General features: G+C 70.5%; 23 protein-coding genes. 4 read left to right on the forward strand and 19 right to left on the reverse strand.

Going from position 1 to position 23,681, the window contains the following annotated elements; genetic code table 11:
- Nucleotides 1-13 precede the first annotated feature (13 nt).
- The 11 genes from nuoK to NP777_RS28395 are packed head-to-tail and all read right to left on the reverse strand — an operon-like array spanning nucleotide 14 to nucleotide 10,925.
- Nucleotides 14-313, reverse strand: coding sequence for an NADH-quinone oxidoreductase subunit NuoK (nuoK, locus tag NP777_RS28345; RefSeq protein WP_009715954.1), 300 nt, complete (start codon nucleotides 311-313; stop codon nucleotides 14-16).
- Nucleotides 310-1,233, reverse strand: a complete 924-nt coding sequence (locus NP777_RS28350; protein WP_256653002.1) for an NADH-quinone oxidoreductase subunit J — start codon at nucleotides 1,231-1,233, stop codon at nucleotides 310-312. Before NP777_RS28350 ends, nuoK begins: the two co-directional genes overlap by 4 nt.
- Nucleotides 1,230-1,844, reverse strand: a complete 615-nt coding sequence (gene nuoI, locus NP777_RS28355; protein WP_256653003.1) for an NADH-quinone oxidoreductase subunit NuoI — start codon at nucleotides 1,842-1,844, stop codon at nucleotides 1,230-1,232. The genes NP777_RS28350 and nuoI overlap by 4 nt, the downstream gene beginning before the upstream one ends.
- Nucleotides 1,837-3,162, reverse strand: a complete 1,326-nt coding sequence (nuoH, locus tag NP777_RS28360) for an NADH-quinone oxidoreductase subunit NuoH (protein WP_256653027.1) — start codon at nucleotides 3,160-3,162, stop codon at nucleotides 1,837-1,839. Before nuoH ends, nuoI begins: the two co-directional genes overlap by 8 nt.
- A gap of 26 nt (nucleotides 3,163-3,188) precedes the next feature.
- A complete protein-coding gene (locus tag NP777_RS28365) occupies nucleotides 3,189-5,678 on the reverse strand; it encodes an NADH-quinone oxidoreductase subunit G (protein ID WP_256653004.1) in 2,490 nt (829 codons plus the stop codon).
- A complete protein-coding gene (nuoF, locus tag NP777_RS28370; RefSeq protein WP_256653005.1) occupies nucleotides 5,675-7,057 on the reverse strand; it encodes an NADH-quinone oxidoreductase subunit NuoF in 1,383 nt (460 codons plus the stop codon). Before nuoF ends, NP777_RS28365 begins: the two co-directional genes overlap by 4 nt.
- Entirely contained in the window at nucleotides 7,057-7,866 is an 810-nt protein-coding gene (gene nuoE, locus NP777_RS28375; RefSeq protein ID WP_256653028.1) for an NADH-quinone oxidoreductase subunit NuoE, read from the reverse strand. Before nuoE ends, nuoF begins: the two co-directional genes overlap by 1 nt.
- Nucleotides 7,867-7,883: 17 nt before the next feature.
- Nucleotides 7,884-9,218, reverse strand: a complete 1,335-nt coding sequence (locus NP777_RS28380; protein WP_256653006.1) for an NADH-quinone oxidoreductase subunit D — start codon at nucleotides 9,216-9,218, stop codon at nucleotides 7,884-7,886.
- Nucleotides 9,218-9,973, reverse strand: a complete 756-nt coding sequence (locus NP777_RS28385; protein ID WP_191067560.1) for an NADH-quinone oxidoreductase subunit C — start codon at nucleotides 9,971-9,973, stop codon at nucleotides 9,218-9,220. The genes NP777_RS28380 and NP777_RS28385 overlap by 1 nt, the downstream gene beginning before the upstream one ends.
- Complete coding sequence (locus NP777_RS28390; RefSeq protein WP_198279837.1) at nucleotides 9,970-10,524, reverse strand: NuoB/complex I 20 kDa subunit family protein; 555 nt, start codon at nucleotides 10,522-10,524, stop codon at nucleotides 9,970-9,972. Before NP777_RS28390 ends, NP777_RS28385 begins: the two co-directional genes overlap by 4 nt.
- Before the next feature lie 41 nt (nucleotides 10,525-10,565).
- Nucleotides 10,566-10,925 (reverse strand): NADH-quinone oxidoreductase subunit A, encoded by a 360-nt coding sequence (locus tag NP777_RS28395; protein WP_020869381.1) that lies wholly within the window; start codon nucleotides 10,923-10,925, stop codon nucleotides 10,566-10,568.
- Between the two features lie 712 nt (nucleotides 10,926-11,637).
- Here NP777_RS28395 and NP777_RS28400 point away from each other — a divergent pair.
- Nucleotides 11,638-12,456 (forward strand): C40 family peptidase, encoded by an 819-nt coding sequence (locus NP777_RS28400; RefSeq protein ID WP_256653007.1) that lies wholly within the window; start codon nucleotides 11,638-11,640, stop codon nucleotides 12,454-12,456.
- A 94-nt stretch (nucleotides 12,457-12,550) separates the two neighbouring features.
- Here NP777_RS28400 and NP777_RS28405 read toward each other — a convergent pair whose 3' ends face one another.
- On the reverse strand, nucleotides 12,551-12,970 hold the full coding sequence (locus NP777_RS28405; RefSeq protein WP_256653008.1) for a CBS domain-containing protein: 420 nt from the start codon (nucleotides 12,968-12,970) through the stop codon (nucleotides 12,551-12,553).
- Nucleotides 12,971-13,239: 269 nt separating this feature from the next.
- On the opposite strand from NP777_RS28405, the gene NP777_RS28410 reads away from it, so the two are divergent.
- On the forward strand, nucleotides 13,240-14,022 hold the full coding sequence (locus NP777_RS28410; protein WP_256653009.1) for a VOC family protein: 783 nt from the start codon (nucleotides 13,240-13,242) through the stop codon (nucleotides 14,020-14,022).
- A 144-nt stretch (nucleotides 14,023-14,166) separates the two neighbouring features.
- Here the strand turns inward: NP777_RS28410 and NP777_RS28415 are convergent, their stop codons facing one another.
- From NP777_RS28415 to NP777_RS28440, 6 genes are all read right to left on the reverse strand, one after another.
- The gene (locus NP777_RS28415; protein ID WP_256653010.1) at nucleotides 14,167-15,477 is read right to left on the reverse strand and encodes a geranylgeranyl reductase family protein; all 1,311 of its coding nucleotides are present in this window, start codon (nucleotides 15,475-15,477) and stop codon (nucleotides 14,167-14,169) included.
- A 180-nt stretch (nucleotides 15,478-15,657) separates the two neighbouring features.
- The gene (locus NP777_RS28420; protein ID WP_256653011.1) at nucleotides 15,658-16,350 is read right to left on the reverse strand and encodes a demethylmenaquinone methyltransferase; all 693 of its coding nucleotides are present in this window, start codon (nucleotides 16,348-16,350) and stop codon (nucleotides 15,658-15,660) included.
- 53 nt (nucleotides 16,351-16,403) lie between these two features.
- Nucleotides 16,404-16,853, reverse strand: coding sequence for an imidazolonepropionase-like domain-containing protein (locus NP777_RS28425; protein ID WP_256653012.1), 450 nt, complete (start codon nucleotides 16,851-16,853; stop codon nucleotides 16,404-16,406).
- Nucleotides 16,853-18,052, reverse strand: a complete 1,200-nt coding sequence (gene mqnC / locus NP777_RS28430) for a cyclic dehypoxanthinyl futalosine synthase (RefSeq protein ID WP_256653013.1) — start codon at nucleotides 18,050-18,052, stop codon at nucleotides 16,853-16,855. The genes NP777_RS28425 and mqnC overlap by 1 nt, the downstream gene beginning before the upstream one ends.
- Before the next feature lie 139 nt (nucleotides 18,053-18,191).
- Nucleotides 18,192-20,063, reverse strand: coding sequence for a serine/threonine-protein kinase (locus NP777_RS28435; RefSeq protein ID WP_256653014.1), 1,872 nt, complete (start codon nucleotides 20,061-20,063; stop codon nucleotides 18,192-18,194).
- An 80-nt stretch (nucleotides 20,064-20,143) separates the two neighbouring features.
- On the reverse strand, nucleotides 20,144-21,055 hold the full coding sequence (locus tag NP777_RS28440; RefSeq protein WP_391858593.1) for a menaquinone biosynthetic enzyme MqnA/MqnD family protein: 912 nt from the start codon (nucleotides 21,053-21,055) through the stop codon (nucleotides 20,144-20,146).
- A gap of 302 nt (nucleotides 21,056-21,357) precedes the next feature.
- Here NP777_RS28440 and NP777_RS28445 point away from each other — a divergent pair, with 302 nt between their 5' ends.
- Nucleotides 21,358-21,561 carry a cold-shock protein gene (locus tag NP777_RS28445; RefSeq protein WP_014054052.1) on the forward strand — a complete coding sequence of 68 codons (204 nt, stop codon included), beginning with the start codon at nucleotides 21,358-21,360 and terminating at the stop codon, nucleotides 21,559-21,561.
- A gap of 231 nt (nucleotides 21,562-21,792) precedes the next feature.
- On the opposite strand, the gene NP777_RS28450 is transcribed toward NP777_RS28445, so the two are convergent.
- Nucleotides 21,793-22,239: a cupin domain-containing protein gene (locus tag NP777_RS28450; RefSeq protein WP_046084240.1), complete on the reverse strand. Its 447-nt coding sequence runs from the start codon at nucleotides 22,237-22,239 to the stop codon at nucleotides 21,793-21,795.
- Nucleotides 22,240-22,495: 256 nt separating this feature from the next.
- Here NP777_RS28450 and NP777_RS28455 point away from each other — a divergent pair, with 256 nt between their 5' ends.
- Nucleotides 22,496-23,587: an AraC family transcriptional regulator gene (locus NP777_RS28455; RefSeq protein ID WP_256653016.1), complete on the forward strand. Its 1,092-nt coding sequence runs from the start codon at nucleotides 22,496-22,498 to the stop codon at nucleotides 23,585-23,587.
- The last annotated feature ends 94 nt before the right edge of the window (nucleotides 23,588-23,681 follow it).

Consider the following 23,681-nt stretch of genomic DNA (forward strand, 5'->3'; position numbering starts at 1 on the left):
AACGCGACCCCTTCTAGAGCTTCATCAGGCTGGCGTCGTCGACCGAGGCCGAGTGGCGGGAGCGGAAGACGGTCACGATGATCGCGAGACCGACCACGACCTCCGCCGCGGCCACGACCATCGTGAAGAAGGCGATGATCTGGCCGTCGAGATTGCCGTGCAGCCGGGAGAAGGTGACGAACGCCAGGTTGCACGCGTTCAGCATCAGCTCGACGCACATGAAGAGGACGATCGCGTTCCGCCTGATCACGACGCCGGCCGCACCAATGGTGAACAACAGGGCGGCCAGGTAGAGGTAGTTGACCGGATTCACTTGGCGACTCCCCTCGGATTCGGCGCACTGCCCGCGTTCGCGCCGTTCTCGCCGTTCTCGCCGTTCTCGGAAGTGCCGGACTCCCCGGCGCCCCCGGACGGCTTGCCGGTCTCGCTCTTCCGGCCCAGCCAGCGCTGCGAGCGCTGCTCCAGCGCCGCCAGCTCGGCCAGCGCCTCGCTGGAGACGTCCCGGATCTGACCGCGGCCGCGCAGCGTGGCGTTGACGGTGAGGTCGGACGGGGTGCCGTCGGGCAGCAGACCGGGGATGTCCACCGCGTTGTGCCGCGCGTACACACCGGGGGCGGGCAGCGGCGGCACGTTCCGGCCGGTGCGCACCCGGGCCTCGGACTGCTCGCGCTGAGTGCGGGCCCGCTCGGTGCGCTCGCGGTGGGTCAGCACCATCGCGCCGACCGCCGCGGTGATCAGCAGCGCGCCGGTGATCTCGAAGGCGAAGACGTACTTGGTGAAGATCAGCGAGGCCAGGCCCTCCACATTGCCGCCGGAGTTGGCCTGGCCCAGCCCGTTCCACGTCTTGATCGAGGCGTTGCCGATCCCGGCGCACAGCAGGATGCCGAAGCCGAGCCCGCAGAGGGCGGCGAGCCAGCGCTGCCCCTTCAGGGTCTCCTTGAGGGAGTCGGCGGCGGTGACACCGACCAGCATCACCACGAAGAGGAAGAGCATCATGATCGCGCCGGTGTAGACCACGATCTGGACGACGCCCAGGAAGTACGCGCCGTTGGCGAGGTAGAAGACCGCCAGAACGATCATGGTGCCCGCCAGGCACAGGGCGCTGTGCACGGCCTTGCGCATCAGGATCGTGCACAGCGCGCCGATCACGGCGACGGTGCCGAGCACCCAGAACTGGAGGGCCTCACCGGTGGAGGTGGTGGAGGCCGCCGCGGCCAGAGCGCCGCCGCTCATGCCTGCACCCCCTGCTGCCGCTCCTGCGACTCGTCGTCCCCCGCGGCCTGGTCGGACGGGGTCTCGCCCTTGCTGACCGCGACCTGCTGGATGGTGCCGGGCGCGGCCTCGGTCACCAGGCCCCGGTAGTAGTCCTGCTCGTCGGTGCCGGGGTAGATGGCGTGCGGGGAGTCGACCATCCCGTCCTCGAGCCCCGCGAGCAGCTCCTCCTTGGTGTAGATGAGCGATTCGCGGGTGCGGTCGGCGAGTTCGTACTCATTGGTCATGGTGAGCGCCCGGGTGGGGCACGCCTCGACGCACAGGCCGCACAGGATGCAGCGCAGATAGTTGATCTGGTAGACGCGGCCGTAGCGCTCGCCCGGGGAGTAGCGCTCCTCGTCGGTGTTGTCCGCGCCCTCCACGTAGATCGCGTCGGCGGGGCAGGCCCAGGCGCACAGCTCGCAGCCGATGCACTTCTCCAGCCCGTCCGGGTGCCGGTTGAGCTGGTGGCGTCCGTGGAAGCGGGGCGCGGTGGGCTTCTTCACCTCTGGGTACTGTTCGGTGAGCCGCTTCTTGAACATGGCCTTGAAGGTCACGCCGAAGCCGGCCACCGGATTCTGGAAGTCAGACACCGTCGGCCTCCTTTCCGTCACTGACAGTGTCGGGGCCACCACTGACAATCAGCTCACGCTCGGTGCGCGGACGTCGGCGGGGGACGGGCGGCAAGGTCTGGCCGGGCAGCGGCGGCACCGGGAAACCTCCCGCCATCGGATCGAAGGCGGGCTCCGGTCCCTGTTCCGCTCCGGCCTCGGCCTGCGCCGAACGGTCGCGGAAGAAGTCGACCACGAAGGACAGCAGCAGCAGTGCGATCACCGCGCTGCCCACGTAGAGCACGATGTCCTGGTAGTCGTAGTTCTCGTTGCGCAGTGCCCGGACGGTGGCGACCAGCATCAGCCAGACCATCGAGATCGGGATGAGCACCTTCCAGCCCAGCTTCATGAACTGGTCGTAGCGCACGCGCGGAAGCGTGCCGCGCACCCAGATGAAGACGAACAGCGAGGTCACGACCTTGCCGACGAACCACAGCAGCGGCCACCAGCCGTGGTTCGCACCCTCCCAGAAGGTGCTGATCGGCCAGGGCGCCCGCCAGCCGCCGAGGAAGAGGGTGACGGCGACCATCGAGACGGTGACCATGTTGATGTACTCGGCGAGCATGAACATCGCGAACTTGATCGAGGAGTACTCGGTGTTGAAGCCGCCGACCAGGTCGCCCTCGGACTCCGGCATGTCGAACGGCGCCCGGTTGGTCTCACCGATCATCGAGACGATGTAGATGAGGAACGAGACCGGCAGCAGCACCGCGTACCAGCGGTCCTGCTGAGATTCCACGATCTGCGAGGTCGACATCGACCCGGAGTAGAGGAAGACCGCCGCGAAGGAGAGCCCCATCGCGATCTCGTAGCTGATCATCTGGGCGCAGGAGCGCAGACCGCCCAGGAGCGGATACGTCGATCCGGAGGACCAGCCCGCCAGCACGATGCCGTAGATGCCGACCGAGGCGGTGGCGAGGATGTAGAGGACGGCGATCGGGAGATCGGTGAGCTGCATCGCGGTGCGGTGCCCGAAGATCGAGACCTCACCGCCGGCCGGGCCGAACGGCATCACCGCGACCGCCATGAAGGCGGGGATGGCCGCGACGACCGGCGCCAGGACGTAGACCACCTTGTCCGCGCCCTTGACGACCACGTCCTCCTTGAGCATCAGCTTCACGCCGTCCGCGAGGGACTGCAGCATGCCCCAGGGGCCGTGGCGGTTGGGCCCGATGCGCAGCTGCATCCAGCCGACCACCTTGCGCTCCATGACGATGGAGATCAGCACCGTCACCATCAGGAACGCGAAGCAGAAGACGGCCTTGATCACGATCAGCCACCACGGGTCGCGGCCGAACATCGACAGGTCCTCTGCGGCGAGAATCCTCACTGGGTCACCTCCGTCGCGGGGGCAGTGATCGTCACGACATCGCCGGGGCGGGCGCCCAGCTCGCGCTGGACACCGCCGCCGACGGAGGCCAGCGGCAGCCAGACCACCCGGTCGGGCATCGCGGTGACGCTCAGCGGCAGTTCGACCGAGCCGGCCGGGCCGGTGACCCGGACGAGCCGGCCGTCCTCGACCCCCGCCTCACCCGCCGTGGCCGCCGACAGCCGGGCCACGGCCGCGTGGCGGGTTCCGGCCAGCGCCGGATCGCCGTCCTGCAGCCGGCCCTGGTCGAGCAGCAGCCGATGGCCGGCCAGCACCGCCTCGCCCTCGGCCGGCCGGGGCAGCGGACCGCCCGTCTCCAGCGAGGCGGTGGCGCGCGGACCCTGCCAGGTGCCCAGCCGGGTCATCTCGGCGCGTACGGCCTCGACATCCGGCAGGTCCAGGGGCGCGTCCAGCGCGTCGGCGAGCATGTGCAGCACCCGGGCGTCCGGGAGGGTGTGACGGCGGGTCATCTGGTCGGGCTTGAGCGCGGCCTCGAACGGCCGGGCCCGGCCCTCCCAGTTGAGGAAGGTGCCGGACTTCTCGACGACCGCCGCGACCGGCAGCACCACATCGGCCCGCTCGGTGACCTCCGAGGGCCGCTGCTCCAGGCTGACCACGAAGTCGACCGCGTCCAGGGCCTCCAGGGCCCGCGCGGGATCGGGCAGATCGGCGACCTCGACGCCCGCGACCAGCAGCGCGCCGAGCCCGCCGACCGCCGCGGCCTCGATGATCTGGCCGGTGTCCCGGCCCACCTGGTGCGGCAGGTCGACGGTGCCCCAGACGGAGGAGACCTCCTCGCGGGCGCGCGGATCGTGGGCCGGGCGGCCGCCGGGCAGCAGCCCGGCCAGCGCCCCCGCCTCGATCGCGCCCCGCTCCCCCGCCCGGCGCGGAATCCAGGCGAGCGTGGCCCCGGTGGCGGCCGCGGCCCGTACGGCGGCGGTGAGCCCGCCGGCCACGGACGCCAGCCGCTCGCCGACGACGATCACCGCGCCCTCTTGGCGCAGCGCCTCGGCGGCCCGCTCCCCGTCCTCGTCCAGACCGGTGCGGCCCGCGATGGCGTCCAGCCACTCGGTCTCGGTGCCGGGGGCGGCCGGCAGCAGGGTGCCGCCCGCCTTCTCCAGGCCCCGGGTCGCGTGGGTGGCCAGCGAGAAGGTGCGCTGTCCGTGCTTGCGGTGCGCCTTGCGCAGCCGCAGGAAGACGCCGGGCGACTCCTCCTCGGCCTCGAAGCCGACCAGCAGCACGGCCGGGGCCTTCTCCAGCGCGGTGTAGGTGAGTCCGCCGCCGTCCAGGTCACGCCCCCGGCCCGCGATGTGGGTGGCCAGGAAGTCGGCCTCCTCGTCGCTGTGGAGACGGGCCCGGAAGTCGATGTCGTTGGTGTCCAGGGCGAGCCGCGCGAACTTCGCGTAGGCGTAGGCGTCCTCGACGGTCAGCCGGCCGCCGGTGAGTACGCCGGTGCGGCCGCGCGCCATGCCGAGCCCCGCGGCCGCCGCGTCCAGCGCCTCGGGCCAGCTCGCCGGCTCCAGCTTCCCCGTCTCGCGGTCGCGCACCAGCGGGGTGGTGAGCCGCTCCGGCAGCTGGGCGTAGCGGAAGCCGAAGCGCCCCTTGTCGCAGATCCACTCCTCGTTCACCTCGGGGTCGTCCGCCGCCAGCCGCCGCATGACCTTGCCGCGCCGGTGGTCGGTGCGGGTCGCGCAGCCGCCCGCGCAGTGCTCGCACACGCTCGGCGAGGAGACCAGGTCGAAGGGGCGGGAGCGGAAGCGGTACGCCGCCGAGGTCAGGGCGCCCACCGGGCAGATCTGGATGGTGTTGCCGGAGAAGTACGACTCGAACGGGTCGCCCTCGCCGGTGCCCACCTGCTGCAGCGCGCCCCGCTCCAGCAGCTCGATCATCGGGTCGCCCGCGATCTGGTTGGAGAAGCGGGTGCAGCGTGCGCACAGCACACAGCGCTCGCGGTCCAGCAGCACCTGGGCCGAGATCGGGACCGGCTTGGCGAACGTCCGCTTCTGGCCCTCGAACCGGCTGTCGGCCTGTCCGGCGCTCATCGCCTGGTTCTGCAGCGGGCATTCACCGCCCTTGTCGCAGACCGGGCAGTCCAGCGGGTGGTTGATCAGCAGCAGCTCCATCACCCCGCGCTGGGCCTTCTCGGCCACCGGCGAGGTGAGCTGCGTCTTGACCACCATCCCGTCGGTGCAGGTGATGGTGCAGGAGGCCATCGGCTTGCGCTGGCCCTCCACCTCGACGATGCACTGGCGGCAGGCGCCGGCCGGGTCGAGGAGCGGATGGTCGCAGAATCGCGGGATCTCGATGCCGAGCAGTTCGGCGGCGCGGATGACCAGCGTCCCCTTGGGGACGGAGATCTCGATTCCGTCGATGGTGACGGAGACCAGATCTTCTCGCGGCACCGCCGCCTCCCCGCCCGACGAGGGTGCGTTGGTGGTCACGGTCATGCGTTCACCCCCAGGTGAGTGGAGCGCGGCTCGTCGGCCCACACAGTGGACTTGGCCGGGTCGAACGGACAGCCTCCGCCGGTGATGTGCTGCTCGTACTCCTCGCGGAAGTACTTCAGCGAGGAGAAGATGGGGCTGGCCGCGCCGTCGCCGAGGGCGCAGAAGGACTTGCCGTTGATGTTGTCGGCGATGTCCGCCAGCTTGTCGAGGTCCTCCATGCGCCCCTTGCCGGCCTCGAGGTCGCGCAACAGCTGGACCAGCCAGTACGTGCCCTCGCGGCAGGGTGTGCACTTGCCGCAGGACTCATGCGCGTAGAACTCGGTCCAGCGGGTCACGGCCCGCACCACGCAGGTGGTCTCGTCGAAGCACTGGAGCGCCTTGGTGCCCAGCATCGAACCGGCCGCGCCCACGCCCTCGTAGTCCAGCGGCACGTCGAGGTGCTCATCGGTGAGCAGCGGGGTGGACGAGCCACCCGGGGTCCAGAACTTCAGCCGGTGGCCCGAGCGCATCCCGCCGCTCATGTCGAGCAGCTGGCGCAGGGTGATCCCGAGCGGGCCCTCGTACTGTCCGGGGTTGGCCACATGGCCGGACAGCGAGTACAGCGTGAAGCCCGGGGACTTCTCGCTGCCCATCGAACGGAACCACTCCTTGCCCTTGTTGAGAATCGCGGGAACCGAGGCGATGGATTCGACGTTATTGACAACAGTGGGGCACGCGTACAGACCGGCGACCGCGGGGAAGGGAGGCCGCAGCCGGGGCTGGCCGCGGCGGCCCTCCAGCGAGTCCAGCAGCGCGGTCTCCTCACCACAGATGTACGCACCGGCGCCGGCGTGCACGGTGATGTCGAGACCGGGCAGTCCGTCCACCCCGAGCTTCCGCCGCCGCTGTTCCGCGGTGCCGAGGTAGCCCTCCTCGTACGCCTCGCGCACGGCCTCGTGCAGCCGCCGCAGCACGGGGACGACCTCACCGCGCAGATAGATGAAGGCGTGTTCGGAGCGGATGGCATGACAGGCGATGATCATGCCCTCGATGAGGGAGTGCGGATTGGCGTAGAGAAGGGGGATGTCCTTGCAGGTGCCCGGTTCCGACTCGTCGGCGTTGACGACGAGATAGTGCGGCTTGCCGTCGCCCTGCGGAATGAACTGCCACTTCATTCCGGTGGGGAAGCCCGCGCCGCCGCGGCCGCGCAGGCCCGCGTCCTTCACCAGCGCGATCACCGCGTCGGGGTCCATCGCGAGGGCCTTGCGCATGCCCTCGTAGCCCTCGTGCCGCAGATAGGTGCGCAGGGCCCAGGAGTTCGGCTGGTCCCAGAACGCGGACAGCACGGGTGCCAGCAGCTTCTCGGGGCTGTGCCCATTGATCTCGGTTGTCACGGTCATCACTCCCCCTCCTCGGCGACCGGACCTGCCGGGTGGTGCGGATCGGAGGCGGAGGTCCGCTGCGGCGCGTCATGCGAGCTGGGATGCGTCGGCGGCGCCTCGTCCTGCGGGGCGTCCGCGGACCTCGGCGAGACCACCCGGCCGGGGGCGACCTCCCCCTTGGCCAGCCGCAGCCCGACCAGCGAGGCGGGCCCCGCGGAGCCACCGGCCTCGACGGCGCCCGGACGGGCGTCCGGGAAGCCGGCCAGGATGCGGGCGGTCTCCTTGTAGGTGCACAGCGGCGCGCCCCGGGTCGGCTCGACGGTCCGGCCCGCCCGCAACTCGTCGACCAGCGCCTTGGCGGACTCGACGGTCTGGTTGTCGAAGAACTCCCAGTTGACCATCACCACGGGCGCGTAGTCGCAGGCCGCGTTGCACTCGATGTGCTCCAGGGTGACCTTGCCGTCCTCGGTGGTCTCCCCATTGCCCACCCCCAGATGGCTCTGCAGCTCCTCGAAGATCGCGTCGCCGCCCAGCACCGCGCACAGGGTGTTGGTGCACACCCCCACCTGATAGTCGCCGGAGGGCTTGCGCCGGTACATCGTGTAGAAGGTGGCGACCGCGGTGACCTCTGCGGTGGTCAGGCCCAGCATCTCGGCGCAGAACCGCATGCCGGTGCGGGTGACATGGCCCTCCTCGGACTGCACCAGGTGCAGCAGCGGCAGCAGCGCGCTGCGGCTGTCCGGGTAGCGGGCGATCACCTCCCGGGCGTCCTCCTCGAGCCGGGTGCGCACCTCGGCCGGGTAGTCGGGGGCCGGCAGCTCCGGCATCCCCAGCTGGACATCAGTCACCGGTCCACTCCTCCCATCACGGGGTCGATGGACGCGACAGCGACGATCACATCGGCGACCTGGCCGCCCTCGCACATCGCCGCCACGGCCTGCAGATTGGTGAAGGACGGGTCGCGGAAGTGGACGCGATACGGGCGGGTGCCGCCATCGCTGACCACATGGGCGCCCAGTTCGCCCTTGGGCGACTCGATCGCCGTGTACGCCTGTCCTGGCGGGACCCGGAATCCCTCGGTCACCAGCTTGAAGTGGTGGATCAGGGCCTCCATCGAGGTGCCCATGATGTTCTTGATGTGGTCCAGGGAGTTGCCGAGGCCGTCCGGGCCGAGCGCGAGCTGCGCGGGCCAGGCGATCTTCTTGTCCGCGACCATCACCGGGCCCGGCTCCAGCCGCTCCAGGCACTGTTCGACGATCCGCAGCGACTGGCGCATCTCCTCCAGCCGGATCAGGAACCGGCCGTAGGCGTCGCAGGTCTCGGCGGTCGGCACCTCGAAGTCGTAGGTGTCGTAGCCGCAGTACGGATCGGACTTGCGCAGGTCGTGCGGCAGCCCGGTGGCCCGCAGTATCGGGCCGGTCACGCCGAGCGCCATGCAGCCGGCGAGGTCGAGGTAGCCCACGTCCTGCAGCCGGGCCTTGAAGATCGGGTTCCCGGTGGCGAGCTTGTCGTACTCGGGCAGGTTCTTCCGCATCGTCTTCAGCAGGGCCCGGATCTGGTCGACCGCCCCCGGCGGCAGGTCCTGGGCGAGCCCGCCGGGCCGGATGTACGCGTGGTTCATCCGCAGACCGGTGATCAACTCGAAGACGTCCAGGATCAGCTCGCGGTCCCGGAAGCCGTAGATCATGATGGTGGTCGCGCCGAGCTCCATACCGCCGGTGGCGATGGCCACCAGATGCGAGGAGAGCCGGTTGAGCTCCATCAGCAGCACCCGGATCACCGAGGCGCGGTCCGGGATCTGGTCCTCGATGCCGAGCAGTTTCTCGACGCCCAGGCAGTACGCCGCCTCGTTGTAGAAGGGCGTCAGATAGTCCATGCGCGTCACGAAGGTGGTGCCCTGCGTCCAGTTCCGGAATTCGAGGTTCTTCTCGATTCCGGTGTGCAGATAACCGATTCCGCAGCGGGCCTCGGTGACCGTCTCACCGTCGATCTCCAGGATCAGCCGGAGCACTCCGTGGGTGGAGGGGTGCTGCGGACCCATGTTGACGATGATCCGCTCGTCGTCGGCCTTCGCCGCGGCGGCCACGACCTCGTCCCAGTCGCCGCCGGTGACGGTGTAGACGGTGCCTTCGGTCGTCTCGCGCGCGGACGCGGAAGGCGTTGCATGGGGGGCAGTCATCAGCTGTACGACCTCCGCTGGTCCGGAGCCGGGATCTGGGCGCCCTTGTACTCGACGGGGATGCCGCCGAGCGGGTAGTCCTTGCGTTGCGGGAAGCCCTGCCAGTCGTCGGGCATCATGATCCGCGTCAGCGCGGGATGACCGTCGAAGATCAGGCCGAAGAAGTCGTAGGTCTCGCGCTCATGCCAGTCGTTGGTCGGATAGACATCGACGATCGACGGGATGTGCGGATCGCTGTCCGGGGCGCTCACCTCCAGCCGGATCATCCGGCCGTGGGTGATCGACCGCAGGTGGTAGACGGCGTGCAGCTCACGGCCCTTGTCGCCGGGGAAGTGGACTCCGCTGACGCCGGTGCACAGCTCGAAGCGGAGCGCCGGGTCGTCACGCAGGGTCCGGGCGACCCGCGGGAGGTGCTCCCGGGCGATGTGGAAGGTCAGCTCACCGCGGTCCACGACGGTCTTCTCGATCGCGTTCTCCGGGAGCAGCGACTGCTCCTCGAGCGCGCCCTCGAGCTCGTCGGCGACCTCGTCGAACCAGCCCCCGTACGGCCGGGTGGCCTGCCCCGGCAGCCGTACGGGGCGCACCAGCCCGCCGTAGCCGGTGGTGTCGCCGCCGTTGTTGGCGCCGAACATCCCGCGCTGGACGCGGATGGGCTCGCCCTGGTCGCCGCGGCGGCCGGGGAGGTTCTCAGCGTTGAGGTCCTTGTCCGGGTTGACCCCGTTGGCCCCGGGGTTGACCCCATTAGCCTCAGTCAACGCAGCAGCCCCTTCATCTCGATCGTCGGCAGCGCCTTCAGCGCCGCTTCCTCCGCCTCACGGGCCGCACGCTCGCGATTGACGCCGAGCTTCTCCTCGCGGATCTTCTCGTGCAGCTTGAGGATCGAGTCCATGAGCATCTCGGGCCGCGGCGGACAGCCGGGCAGGTAGATGTCGACCGGGACGATGTGATCGACGCCCTGCACGATCGCGTAGTTGTTGAACATCCCCCCGGAGGAGGCGCAGACGCCCATGGAGATGACCCACTTCGGGTTCGGCATCTGGTCGTAGACCTGGCGCAGCACCGGGGCCATCTTCTGGCTGACGCGCCCGGCGACGATCATCAGATCGGCCTGGCGGGGCGAGCCGCGGAAGACCTCCATGCCGAAGCGCGCGAGGTCGTAGCGCCCCGCGCCGGTGGTCATCATTTCGATGGCACAACAGGCCAGGCCGAAGGTGGCCGGGAAGACGGAGGACTTACGGGCCAGCCCGGCGGCCTGTTCCACGGTGGTGAGCAGGAACCCACTCGGGAGCTTCTCTTCGATACCCATGCGATGTTTCCCCTATCTCCTCTAGAGCCCCTTTGGTCCCACTAGTCCCACTCCAGGCCGCCGCGCCGCCAGACGTAGGCGTAGGCGACGAAGACCGTGAGCACGAAGAGGAGCATCTCCACGAGCCCGAACAGGCCGAGGGCGTCGAACGTGACGGCCCAGGGGTAGAGGAAGACGATCTCGATGTCGAAGACGATGAAGAGCATCGCCGTCAGGTAGTACTTGATGGGGAAGCGCCCACCGCCGGCCGGATGCGGCGTCGGCTCGATGCCACACTCATAGGCTTCGAGCTTGGCCCGGTTGTAGCGCTTGGGGCCGATGATCGCGGCCATGAAAACCGAGAAGATCGCAAAACCTGCCCCGAGGGCTCCCAGTACGAGGATGGGCGCGTATGCGTTCACCGTCCTCGCTCCCTTCAGTCGACGATGACTGCTTGGCGGACCGCACGGACATGCCGCCGCCCCACGAAGATCGCGCACATGTGAGGCAGTTCACAAGCCCGTTTCGCCTGCATCCTATGCCCGTCGGTCTGTGATCTGCGACACGGGGTACGGCAACGTCTTTGTGATCTCCACCACCTGACGAAGGATCATGAAGTCGGATGAGCGGTGATCTTGTACATGAAGCATCCGAACGACCACGAGACGTGACATTCGGAGACGTCATCACAGGTAAGCGCGTTGCGCCCTTACCAAGACATGGTACATACATGCAAATTTGCTCTGGACAGCGTCAGCTGATACGCGCCTTCCATCCTCATGAGTGACCTTCGTCCCGGGACGATTGATCACGGGTTCGCGCACGCTCGCGATCACCGCTCCGCGCACGCGTTCACGAGCGGGTCGGAGCGAGTGAGGTATCCCACGCCCAGACGGGTTGTGGATCTAGATTTCACGGGAACCCTTTGTACGCGGGCCGCATCGGTGGTAGGTCCCGCGCTGTCCCGGTTTGGCCCTCAAATGCCGTGCGTAGACACATGATCGCGAAATTCCGGCAGGCCGGGTGAGTGGGCTGTGGAGATCATTTGGCCCGTTTTTTGGTCGCGTGCACGTCAAATGTGGCGCACCCCACTTTTGTTGATCTGGGGCTTAGGGCCCTGGTAGCCAGTGACCTATGTCCCCAGTCGCACACATACCCAGCCACCGGAAGCCCCGCCGTGCCGCGTCGACGCGTGCGCTCCGCGCAGGGGTGACCGGTGGCTTCCTCACCCTCGCGGTGGCCGGTGCCGCCGTGCCCGCCTCCGCCACGGAGAACAACGCCGCTCCCGCCGAGTCCACCCTGGAGATGCCGACCGTCAGCGCCACGCTGGCGAGCACGGCCGCCCAGACCGCGGACGCCACCCAGCAGGCGGCGTCCGACTACGAGCTCCAGGCCCAGAAGGACCAGGCGGCCGCCCACGCGAAGATCGCCGCCAAGAAGGCCAAGGCGGAGGCCGACCGCAAGGCGAAGGAAGCCCGGGAGGCGGCCCGTAAGGCGGCCGCCAAGCGTGCGGCCGAGGCCAAGGCCCAGGCAGCCAAGGCGTCCCGCTCCGCCGAGCGCACCACGCTCTCCACCACCGCCAGTGTCAGCAACGCCTCCGGCAATGCCGCGACCCTGATCAGCTTCCTGAAGGCGCAGCTGGGCAAGGCGTACGTGCTCGGCTCCAGCGGTCCGTCCTCCTACGACTGCTCCGGCCTGACCCAGGCCGCCTTCAAGCAGGTCGGCGTGAGCCTGCCGCGGGTCTCGCAGGACCAGTCCACCGCCGGCACCTCGGTCTCGCTGGACTCCCTGCAGCCGGGCGACCTGCTCTACTGGGGCAGCGCGGGCAGCGCGTACCACGTCGGCGTCTACATCGGCGGTGGCAAGTTCATCGGCGCCCAGAACTCGAGCACCGGGATCGTCGAGCGCCCGCTGGACTACGACATGCCCACCGGGGCCGTGCGCGTGCTGTAAGGCACCCGCCAAGACAGCCGCCGGTCATGTGCCGGCATTGGGACCCTGGGGCCGCCGTTCCCGCCGTGAACGGCGGCCTCACGTCCTTCCCTCCCTACTGCGCGTAGACCTTCTCCACGAACTTGCCGAGGAGGTCGTCGCTGAGGTGATGGGCCAGATCCGCCTCGGAGATCATTCCGACCAGCCGCTTGTTCTGGTCGATCACCGGAAGCCTGCGGATCTTGTGCTCCTCCATCTCCCGCAGGACGTCCCTGACATCGGCGTCCGCGGGGATCCAGCGCGGGGTGCCCTTGGTGAGCGCCCCGACGGGCGTCCCCGAGGGGTCGGCGCTCTCCGCGATGCATCCGACGACGATGTCGCGGTCGGTGACGATGCCGCACAGCCGCTCGTTGGCGTCGCTGACCGGCAGGGCCCCCACGCCCAGCTCTCGCATCAGCTGGGCGGCACGCAGCACCGTCTCGTTCTCCGGTACCCACTGCGCGCCCGGGTGCATGATGTCCGCTGCCTTTGTCATGGTGTACCTCCTGCCAGGCCCACCGGCGGTGGATCCGGCCCCGTGGGCCCCATCGGTCCGGCGTCGCCGCGGCTGGCGCACACGGCGCCCCCTGCCTTCATTGTCACCACCGCTTCAGGGCGACGTCATGTCGAGCCCGGCGGCGGCTGTCGGTGCCCGGTGCCAGACTGAGTAACGAGGCAGTCCCGGACAGAACGAGGCAATCCCCGGCAGAACTCTTCCGCAGAACTCTCCTGCGCCTTCGCGCCCTACCGTCGAAGGAGCGCCCCATGCTCACCACCGATTACGTCCCCGGCGCCCCCAACTGGCTCGATCTGGGCGCCCCCGACACCGAAGCGGCCGTGGCCTTCTACGGCTCCCTGCTGGGCTGGCGCTTCGAGTCGGCAGGCCCCGAAGCGGGCGGGTACGGCTTCTTCACCCTGGACCGTAAGACCGTCGCGGCCGTCGGACCGCTCACCGAGGAGGGTGCGCGCTCCGCCTGGACGCCGTACTTCCACACCCCCGACGCCGAGGCGACCGCCAAGACCGTCGAGCAGGCGGGCGGCACGGTGCGGCTCGCTCCGTTCGACGTCTTCGAGGAGGGGCGGATGGCCCAGTTCACCGACCCCGGCGGCGCCCGCTTCGCCGTCTGGCAGCCCGGCAGGACGGCGGGGCTGGACGCGGTCAGCGACCCCGGCACCCTGTGCTGGACCGAGCTGCACTCCCCCGATCCCGCGAAGGATCTCGCCTTCTACCGCAAGATCTTCGGCTGGGACACCGAGGAGATGTCCTTCCCCGGCGGGTCGTACACGGTGCTGATGACGTCCGGCGCCGGCCGGGAGGGCTCCTTCGGCGGCGTCGCCCAGCTCCAGGAGGGCCGTTCGACACCGCCGCAGTGGCTGCCGTACTTCGAGGTGACGGACTGCGACGCGGTGGTGGCCAGGGGGCAGGACCTGGGCGGTTCGGTGCTGATGCCGGCCATGTCGGCCGAGGGGATCGGCCGGATGGCCTGGCTGACGGACGCGGGCCGGGCGCCGCTCGGCGTCATCGCGAGCGGCGGGCCCGGCGCGTAGCGCTCCGCTGGGGGCCCGCAATACGTCTGTAGGTGCGCGATGCGTTGTTGGTCAGCCGCGGCTCCGTTGTGGCTGGTCGCGCAGTTCCTCGCGCCCCTTCGGGGCGCCGGCCGCCCTGCGGTCGAGCCGGAGCCCCCACAGGCGTCAGGCGCGGGGGGTGACCTTGGTGAGGCCGTTGATGATGCGGTCCATCGCGTCGCCGCCCGTCGGATCCGTCAGATTCGCCAGCAGCTTGAGCGTGAACCGCATCAGCATCGGATGCGTCAGCCCGCGCTGTGCCGCCAGCTTCATGACCTTGGGGTTGCCGATCAGCTTCACGAACGCCCGGCCCAGCGTGTAGTAGCCGCCGTAGGTGTCCTTGAGGACCTTCGGGTAGCGCTGGAGGGCCAGTTCGCGCTGGGAGGCGGTGGCGCGGGCATGGGCCTGGACGATCACATCCGCGGCGATCTGCCCGGATTCCATCGCATAGGCGATGCCCTCCCCGTTGAACGGGTTGACCATGCCGCCCGCGTCCCCGACGAGCAGCAGCCCGCGGGTGTAGTGCGGCTGCCGGTTGAAGGCCATGGGGAGCGCGGCGCCGCGGATCGGGCCGGTCATGTTCTCCGGGGTGTAGCCCCAGTCCTCCGGCATCGAGGCGCACCACGCCTTGAGGATCTCGCGCCAGTCGAGCTCCTTGAAGGAGGACGAGGTGTTGAGGACGCCCAGGCCCACATTGCTCGTGCCGTCGCCCATGCCGAAGATCCAGCCGTAGCCGGGCAGCAGCCGGTCCTCCGCGCCGCGCCGGTCCCACAACTCCAGCCAGGACTCCAGGTAGTCGTCGTCATGGCGGGGCGAGGTGAAGTACGTCCGCACGGCCACGCCCATCGGACGGTCCTCGCGGCGGTGCAGCCCCATGGCGAGCGAGAGCCGGGTGGAGTTGCCGTCGGCGGCGACCACCAGGGGCGCATGGAAGGTGACGGGCGTCTTCTCCTCGCCCAGCTTGGCCTCGACCCCGGTGATCCGGCCGGTGCGCCCGTCGATGATCGGGGCGCCCACATTGCAGCGCTCGTACAGCCGGGCCCCGGCCTTACCAGCCTGCCGCGCCAGCTGCTCGTCGAAGTCGTCCCGCTTACGGACCAGGCCGTAGTCGGGGTACGCGGCCAGCTCCGGCCAGTCGAGCTGCAGCCGCACCCCGCCGGCGATGATCCGCAGACCCCGGTTGCGCAGCCAGCCCGCCTCCTCGGAGATGTCGATGCCCATGGACACGAGCTGCTTGGTGGCGCGCGGGGTCAGGCCGTCACCGCACACCTTCTCGCGCGGAAAGGCCGTCTTCTCCAGCAGCAGCACGTCCAGCCCCGCCTTGGCGAGGTAGTACGCGGTGGTGGAGCCGGCCGGCCCGGCGCCGACGACGATCACATCGGCGCTGCGCTCCGAGATCCCGGAGGACGCGCTCTCGGTGGGTGCGGTCTCGCTCACGCGGGGTCTCCCCAAGCCTCGGTAACGGCGTGCCGGTCGCGCCGGGCACTGGACAGTTGCAGTCTATGGGGGGCCACACTCCGGCAGTCGCGAAGGGCCGCCCCCTGGCCCGGGAGCGCTCATGGCCGCCTTACGGCTCGTACGGCCGCCTTACGGCTTGTGTCCCGGTTACCGGCCGCCTTACGGCTTGTACGCCCGGTGGAGGGCCACCACGCCGCCGGTGAGGTTGCGCCAGGCCGGGCGCTCCCAGCCCGCCGACCGCAGCCGGGCGGCGAGGCCGGGCTGGTCCGGCCAGGCGCGGATGGACTCGGCGAGGTAGACATACGCGTCCGGGTTGCTGCTGACCGATGTCGCGATCGGCGGCAGCGCACGCATCAGATACTCGGTGTAGACCGTGCGGAACGGCTGCCAGGTGGGGTGGCTGAACTCGCAGATGACGATCCGTCCGCCGGGCCGGGTCACCCGCAGCATCTCGCCCAGCGCCCCCCGCGTGTCCTGGACGTTCCGCAGCCCGAAGGAGATCGTGACGGCGTCGAAGACCCCGTCCGCGAAGGGCAGCCGGGTCGCGTCGCCCGCCGTCAGCGGCAGTCCCGGATGGCGTTTCTTGCCCTCGCGGAGCATCCCGAGCGAGAAGTCGCACGGCACCACGTAGGCGCCCGCCTCCCGGAACGGCAGCGAGGACGTCCCCGTACCGGCGGCCAGGTCGAGCACCCGCTCACCGGCGCGTGCGTCCACGGCCCGCGCGACGGCCTTGCGCCACAGCCGGGCCTGCCCGAGCGACAGCACATCGTTGGTGAGGTCGTATTTGGCCGCCACGTCGTCGAACATGGCGGCGACTTCGTGCGGCTGCTTGTCCAGGGATGCTCGGCTCACGCCCCCATTGTTCACCTCGCGGGCCCCGCGCCACCGCCCGGGGCCCGGCGTGCTCAGCGGCGCCGGTGTACCAGCCGCCCGGCCACCACCGTGGCCAGGCAGGCGCCGTCCGCGTCGAAGACGGCCAGGTCGGCGCGGCCCGCCGGGGCGAGGGCGGGCGGGCGCGGCCGGTCCAGGACGGCGATGCCGCCCCGGTGGGCGGCCGCGCGCAGCTCGGCGTCGCCGAGGTGGTGGGCGAGGACGGCGGTCGCGCCCCGCCGCAGCAGGGCGTGGATCCGCTCCCGCGGGCTGGGCGCGTCCGGCACCGGGCCCTCGTGGACCAGGGCCGGGCCCAGCTCCCCGGGCCACTCCCGCACCCGGGCCCGCGGATAGGTCTCCCGCAGCTCCACCAGGGGGCCGATGGCCGCGATGCGGTCGCCGTCAACCGCGACGGCGGCGTCGTGCAGCGGCGCCGCGTCGCCGGGGGCGACCCGGACGACGGGCGCCGCGTGGAGCGTGAGCATCAGGACGCCTGGATCACCGTCAGCTCGGGATGGGCCGTGCCACCCTCGATCGCCGTCGAGGACAGGTGCGAGACGACGTGGTCGTCGACCGGGTCGTTCGCCGGGTCGTCGTGCACCACCAGGTGCTCGTACGTCGTGGCGCGCTGCGCGGGGACCCGGCCGGCGGCGCGGATGAGGTGGAGCAGCTCCATCCGGTTGGACCGGTGGCGGGCGCCCGCCGAGGAGACCACGTTCTCCTCCAGCATCACCGAGCCCAGGTCGTCCGCCCCGTAGTGCAGGGCCAACTGGCCGGCCTCCTTGCCGACGGTCAGCCAGGAGCCCTGGATGTGGGCCACGTTGTCGAGGAAGAGCCGGGCGATGGCGATCATCCGCAGGTACTCGAAGACGGTGGCCTGCGTCTGGCCCTTCAGATGGTTGTTCTCGGGCTGGTAGGTGTACGGGATGAAGGCGCGGAAGCCGCCCGTCCGGTCCTGTACGTCGCGGATCATGCGGATGTGCTCGATCCGCTCGGCGTTGGTCTCGCCGGTGCCCATCAGCATGGTGCTGGTGGACTCCACACCGAGGTTGTGGGCGATCTCCATGATCTCCAGCCAGCGCTCACCGGACTCCTTCAGCGGCGCGATGGCCTTGCGCGGCCGCTCGGGCAGCAGCTCGGCGCCCGCGCCCGCGAAGGAGTCGAGACCGGCCGCGTGGATGCGGCGGATGGCCTCCTCGGCCGAGACGCCCGAGATCCGCGACATGTGCTCGACCTCGGACGCCCCCAGCGAGTGGATCACCAACTGCGGGAACGCCTGCTTGATCGCCGAGAAGTGCTTCTCGTAGTACTCCACCCCGTAGTCCGGGTGGTGGCCGCCCTGGAACATGATCTGCGTGCCGCCCAGCTCGACGGTCTCCGCGCAGCGCCGCAGGATGTCGTCGAGGTCGCGGGTCCAGCCCTTCGCGGTGTCCTTCGGCGGGGCGTAGAAGGCGCAGAACTTGCATGCCGTCACGCAGACGTTGGTGTAGTTGATGTTCCGTTCGATGATGTACGTCGCGATGTGCTCGGTGCCCGCGTAGCGACGGCGCCGGACCGCGTCGGCCGCGGCCCCCAGCGCGTGCAGCGGAGCCGAGCGGTAAAGGTCGAGCGCTTCTTGTGGGGTGATCCGACCCCCGTCGGCGGCGCGGTCGAGGACTGCCTGCACCTCTGCGTTTGCGGTCACCGGGGCGTACCTTTCGGAGGTTTATGGGTGGACCGACCCAGAGTACGCCAGGGCCTGTACGCCCGTACGAGTACGTGTCAGGCACACCTGTGACCCCGTATCCGCAGCGTCTGTACCCATCGCATCCGTCGCCCCGCGCTCATTTGATCTTGCGGAGGGTGCCCGTCGGATCGCCCGCCTGTTTGTCCTTCGCCTCGTAGCTGATCGTTCCGTCGGAGGTGAGGGTGAACTGCTCGTCCGTCGAGGCGTCGCTGCACCCCTGCTGGGGCTCGGAGCCCTTGAGGCGCGCGTCGAGGTGGAGTTGTTTCGGGGCGGCCGAGACCAGCTTCCATGTGCTGTCGCAGCGCAGCACCGACAGCTTGACCCGGCCACTGGCGACGTCCTGCCCGGTGTGGCCCTGCCGGAAGGTGATGGTCAGGGTGCCCACCGGGATGCCCGAGTCGGAGGTCAGATCGCCCTGCCAGGTGCCGATGAACGCCTTGGGCACATCGCTCTTGCCGGAACCGGTGTCCCCGGTTCCCTGATCCTGTTCCGTGGCGGACGGACGGGGATTCCCGGCGTTCTGGTCGGCACTGTCGTCGGAGCCGCCGGGGAGCACCCGGAAGAGCACGGCGGCGGTCGTCGCGGCGGCCAGCGCGCCCGCGACGGACAGCACCAGCGTGCAGCTCAGCGCCTTGGGGCGGTTCTTACCGCCGACGGCGGCGGAGAGCGAGACGCTGCGGCCGCCGCCCGGCTTCGACGACGGTGGGGCGGGGAGCGGGTGGGCGGCGGGCCGGTCTCTCCCGGGCAGCCCGTCGGCGTACGACGGGTCGGGCGGGCCGAAGGCGCCGAGCGTGGGCGCGGCCGGGGCGGGGCCCAGGGCCGGGGCGGGCGGCGGGGTCGGGCGGTCCTCGGCGGGCGGTGCGGCGGCGGAGGGCTCGGCGGCGGGCGGCTCCGTGACGGAGGGCCGGGCATCGAACGGCCGGGAGTCGGAGAGCCGGGCATCGGAGGGCCGGGAGTCGGAGGGCCGGGCATCGGACGGCCGGGAGTCGGAGGGCCGGGCATCGAACGGCCGGGAGTCGGAGGGCCGGGCATCGGTCGGCTCGGGCGCGGACGGCGGGGCGATGGCCTCCGCCTCCAGGTCGAGCAGCTCCACCACCTGCCGGCTCACCCGCTCGACCAGCGCCCCCGGCAGCCAGCCCGGCCGCGCCAGCCCCGAGGCGCCGTCCTCCGGGGCGAGGCGCCGCACGATCCGCTCGGGGGTGGGGCGGTCGGCCGGATCCTTGGCGAGGCACGCGGCGACCAGATCGCGCAGCTCTCCGGTCAGCTCGCGGCCGAACCGGGGTTCGTCGTGCACCACCTTGTACAGCAGCGCGGCGGAGGTGTCGCCCGGAAACGGCGGCTCACCGGTCGCCGCGTACGCCAGCACCGCGCCGAGCGAGAAGACATCGGCCGCGCCCTCGACGTTCTCGCCCAGGATCTGCTCGGGCGCCATATAGCCGGGCGAGCCTATGGATGCGCCGGTCGAGGTCAGCGACACCGTGCCCTCGGTGGCGCGGGCGATGCCGAAGTCGATCAGCCGCGGACCGTCGAGCGCGAGCAGCACATTGGACGGCTTGACGTCGCGGTGGACCAGGCCGAGGGCATGCACCGCGGCCAGCGCCTCGGCGAGCCCCGCGCCCAGCGCCCGCACCGACGACTCGGGCAGCGGCCCCTCGTCGGACACGGCCTGGTTGAGCGGCGGGCCCGCCACATAGCCGGTGGCCACCCACGGAATACGTGCTTCCGGGTCGGCGTCCAGGACCGGCGCGGTGAAGGCGCCGCCGACCCGGCGCGCGGCGTCGACCTCGCGCCGGAAACGGGCGCGGAACTCCTCGTCCAGCGCGAAATGGGCGTGCACGACCTTCACCGCGACCGTGCGCCCGCCCGCGCTGCGGCCCACAAAGACCCGGCCCATACCGCCCGAACCGAGCCGACCGAGCAGCCGATAGGCGCCGATGACCTGCGGATCGTCCGCTCCCAGCGGATCCATCGCGTTGCCTCCCCCTCCGTGCGCCGATCCAGCTTAGGGGGTGTTCCGGCCATCCACCGCAGGTCGTGCGGTCGGGAAGGTCAGCCCAGCAACTCGACCCGGACGTCCGCGGGATATCCGGTCGTCGGCCCCGTACGGCGGGCGAACTCGGCGATGCCCTCCAACTGCGCCTGGCCGAGGCTGAAGTCGAGGGTGGTGAAGTAGCGCTCCAGCACCGACGCCTCGAGTTGCTCCCAGCGCGCCGCCTGCTCGGCGACCTTGCCGACCTCCTCCAGGGAGAGGTTCCGCGAGGACAGGAACGCCTCGTGGACCTGCCGGACGATCTCCGGCTCCCGCTCCAGGTACTCACGGCGGGCGGCCCACACCGCGAAGACGAAGGGGAGCCCGGTCCACTCCTTCCACATCTGGCCCAGGTCGTGGACCCGCAGGCCCAGCCGGGGCGCGTCATGGAGGTTGGCCCGCAGCGCGGCATCGCCGATCAGCACCGCCGCCTCGGCCTCCTGCATCATCAGGCTGAGGTCGGGCGGGCAGGTGTAGTAGTCGGGGGCGAGTCCGTACCGCTCGGCGAGCAGCAGTTGGGCCAGGCGTACGGAGGTGCGCGAGGCGGAACCGAGTGCGACGCGCGCCCCGTTCAGCTGCTCCAGCGGCAACTGCGAGACGATCACACAGGACATGACGGGCCCGTCACAGCCCACCGCGATGTCCGGGAGCGCGACGAGATCGTCGGCATTGCGCAGATACTCCACCAGGCTGATCGGGCCGATGTCGAGATCGCCACGGACCAGCAGGTCGTTCAGGGCGTCGGGAGATGCCTTGGTGAGGTCGAAATCCAGGAGGGATCCGGTCCTGGCGAGGCCCCAGTACAACGGCATGCAATTGAGGTACTGGATGTGCCCCACTCTTGGCCGACTCCGCCGATGGCCGCCGGGCGGTCTGAGGCTTTCTGAGGCGTCCTGTGTACTCCGCGAGGGGGAACTCGGTGAATTGTCCACGTCTCGGAGGCTAGCCCCGCTCGCCCCGGGTAATGGCGGCGGGGTGGTCCGGTAGCCTTGCGCTGACTGGCACGTAAGCGCTCGACCTGCGATCTTATCCACCTCAGAGGCTCGGGAAACCCCTCGTTTTCGTGATCTTCGGCTCTTTCCTCGCGGACACGGAGCGTGCTAGGCTCGCCGCAAGTTGCAGTTTGGTTTCCTTGCAGTACAGAGCCTGCGGAGCATGTAACCGCAGGCTTTTGTAGTTTTCAGACTTCTTGCAGGTTCTGGAGCAGGGCAACCCTTTGGCCCAAGGAGGGCTTATGGCTACCGGAACCGTCAAGTGGTTCAACGCCGAGAAGGGCTTCGGCTTCATCGCCCAGGACGGCGGCGGCCCCGATGTCTTCGTTCACTACTCCGCGATCAACGCGACCGGCTTCCGTTCTCTCGAGGAGAACCAGGCCGTGACCTTTGACGTCACTCAGGGCCCGAAGGGTCCGCAGGCGGAGAACGTCAGCCCCGTCTGATCAAGCAGCACCACCCAAGGAGCCCTGCTCCCCGCCTGTCGGGGAGGCGGGGCTCCTGCCTTTTTGGGCCCGTGGCTTCGGGCTCCGGGGCTCTTGGTTCGGGGGCCCGGAGGCTCTTGGTTCGGGGGCCCGGAGGCTCCTGGTTCGGGGGCACGGGGCTCCTGGTTCAGGAGTCCGGGGACGGTTCGGGGCCCGGGGACGGTCGGTCCTCGGACGTGCGCCCGGATGCGATCAGTCCTCCAGCAGCCGGAAGTCGGCGAAGTCGAAGCCCGGGGAGACCACACAGCTCACCAGGGCCTCCTCGTCCGCCTCCGGACGGGCCGCCTGCCAGACGCCCGGCGGGATGACGACCTGGGGGCGCTGGCCGGAGGCGACATCGGGGCCCAGGAGCACCTCCGTCGGGGCCGCCTCCGGGGCGTCGCCCGTACCGCCCAGCCGGAGCCGCAGCGGGCCGCCGCTGTGCCACAGCCACAGCTCGGCCGAGCGCACCACATGCCAGCGGGACTCCTCACCGGGAGTCAGCAGGAAGTAGATGGCCGTGGCGGTCGCGCGTTCGCCGTCGTACCCCGGTGGCCGCACCGTGACATCGCTGCGCCAGGTCTCCCGGTACCAGCCGCCCTCCGGATGGGGCTCGAGACCGAGCCATTCGGCCGTCGCGGGCCGTCGGGTCGTGGCCATGTCGCTCACCGCTCTCACACGTCCGTCCGGGGCTCGTCGAGGATAGCCCGTACGGGCCGCACGCCCTCTCCTCAAGACGCTTCATCACGCCGCCCCGAGACGCTTCCGCCGCTTCTGAAGCGTTCACGCCGCCCTCCCCCGAAGCGTTCACGCTGCCCCCTGAAGCGCCCACGTCGCCCTTACGGTGCTCACGCCGTGTAGGGGCTCCACGACGCACCGCTGACGCGGCGTACCCGCTCGGGCTACGGTTTTGACCATGGGGCACGGGCGGCGGACGGTGACGGTGCACCATGTGCGGGCCGCGCTGCGCGGTGCGCAGCGGCTCGGCCTCGACACCGTCCCCCTGCTCCAACGGGCCCGGATACCCCCGCTGCTGCTCACCGACGACCGCGCCCGCGTCTCCCCCGAGCAGTTCGCCCGGCTGGTGCGCGCCCTGCACCGGGCCACCGGGGACGAGTTCCTGGGGCTGGGGACCATCCGCAGCCGGCCCGGCACCTTCGCGATGATGTGCTACGCCTCGCTGGGCTGCCCCGACCTCGGCACGGCGGTGGAGCGCGGCGCCCGCTTCTACCGGCTCTTCCCCGGCGGCCCCGATCTGGCCCTGGAGCGCGCCGCGGGCCGGGACCGGGAGGCGGTGTTCGCCCTGCGCGGCGGGCTGGGCCCGCATGAGGACGCCCTTACGGCGGCCGAGAGCCATATCGTCGCCGAATGGCTCATGCTCATCTGGCACCGGGTCGCGGGCTGGCTGATCGGGCGCCGGATCCCGCTGCTGTGGGCCCAGTTCGCGTACCCCCCGCCCCCGTACGCCGATGACTACGAGCCGCTCTTCGGCTGCTCGCCCCGGTTCGGGGCACCGCGCACCGCGGCCGGTTTCGACGACCGCTGGCTGACCGCCCCCGTCGTCCAGGACGAGTCCACGCTCCAGACGCTGCTGCGGCACGCGCCCGCCGGGCTGCTCAGCCGCCGCGACTACCGGACGACCGTCGCCGAGCAGGTGCGGCACGCGCTCACCGGCGCGCTGCGGACGCGCGGCGGCCCGGCCGACGGCCCGCGCGCCCGGCACACCGCGCACCTCCCGGAGCTGCCCGAGGTCGCCGCCCGGCTGGCGGTCAGCCCGGCGACGCTGCGGCGGCGGCTGCGTGCGGAGGGCACGTCCTTCCAGGAGCTCAAGGACACCGTGCGGCGTGACGAGGCGGTCAGCAGCCTGGCCGACGGGGTCGAGCCCATCTCCGATCTGGCCGTACGGCTGGGCTTCTCCGAGGACACGGCGTTCCACCGGGCGTTCCGGCGCTGGACCGGGACAACACCGGGCGCATACCGACATGAGACGTGGAGTCAGCACTTCTGAGCGCCGCGGTCAGCCACAGACATCCCGCCCGTCCCTACGGTCCTCCCAGAGCGACTCAGCATCGCCAAGGCGCACCGCCCGCACCGTTGGGAGA

The sequence above is a fragment of the Streptomyces rugosispiralis genome (assembly GCF_024505145.1).
GTDB lineage: Bacteria > Actinomycetota > Actinomycetes > Streptomycetales > Streptomycetaceae > Streptomyces > Streptomyces rugosispiralis.

Excerpts from the sequence above, each read along its gene's own strand:
- NP777_RS28350 (WP_256653002.1), bottom strand. The coding sequence starts at position 1,233 with ATGAGCGGCGGCGCTCTGGCCGCGGCGGCCTCCACCACCTCCACCGGT.
- nuoH (WP_256653027.1), bottom strand. The coding sequence starts at position 3,162 with ATGTTCGGCCGCGACCCGTGGTGGCTGATCGTGATCAAGGCCGTCTTC.
- NP777_RS28365 (WP_256653004.1), bottom strand. The coding sequence starts at position 5,678 with ATGACCGTGACCACCAACGCACCCTCGTCGGGCGGGGAGGCGGCGGTG.
- nuoF (WP_256653005.1), bottom strand. The coding sequence starts at position 7,057 with ATGACCGTGACAACCGAGATCAATGGGCACAGCCCCGAGAAGCTGCTG.
- nuoE (WP_256653028.1), bottom strand. The coding sequence starts at position 7,866 with ATGCCGGAGCTGCCGGCCCCCGACTACCCGGCCGAGGTGCGCACCCGG.
- NP777_RS28380 (WP_256653006.1), bottom strand. The coding sequence starts at position 9,218 with ATGACTGCCCCCCATGCAACGCCTTCCGCGTCCGCGCGCGAGACGACC.
- NP777_RS28390 (WP_198279837.1), bottom strand. The coding sequence starts at position 10,524 with ATGGGTATCGAAGAGAAGCTCCCGAGTGGGTTCCTGCTCACCACCGTG.
- NP777_RS28400 (WP_256653007.1), top strand. The coding sequence starts at position 11,638 with ATGTCCCCAGTCGCACACATACCCAGCCACCGGAAGCCCCGCCGTGCC.
- NP777_RS28405 (WP_256653008.1), bottom strand. The coding sequence starts at position 12,970 with ATGACAAAGGCAGCGGACATCATGCACCCGGGCGCGCAGTGGGTACCG.
- NP777_RS28410 (WP_256653009.1), top strand. The coding sequence starts at position 13,240 with ATGCTCACCACCGATTACGTCCCCGGCGCCCCCAACTGGCTCGATCTG.
- NP777_RS28425 (WP_256653012.1), bottom strand. The coding sequence starts at position 16,853 with ATGCTCACGCTCCACGCGGCGCCCGTCGTCCGGGTCGCCCCCGGCGAC.
- NP777_RS28435 (WP_256653014.1), bottom strand. The coding sequence starts at position 20,063 with ATGGATCCGCTGGGAGCGGACGATCCGCAGGTCATCGGCGCCTATCGG.
- NP777_RS28445 (WP_014054052.1), top strand. The coding sequence starts at position 21,358 with ATGGCTACCGGAACCGTCAAGTGGTTCAACGCCGAGAAGGGCTTCGGC.
- NP777_RS28450 (WP_046084240.1), bottom strand. The coding sequence starts at position 22,239 with ATGGCCACGACCCGACGGCCCGCGACGGCCGAATGGCTCGGTCTCGAG.
- NP777_RS28455 (WP_256653016.1), top strand. The coding sequence starts at position 22,496 with ATGGGGCACGGGCGGCGGACGGTGACGGTGCACCATGTGCGGGCCGCG.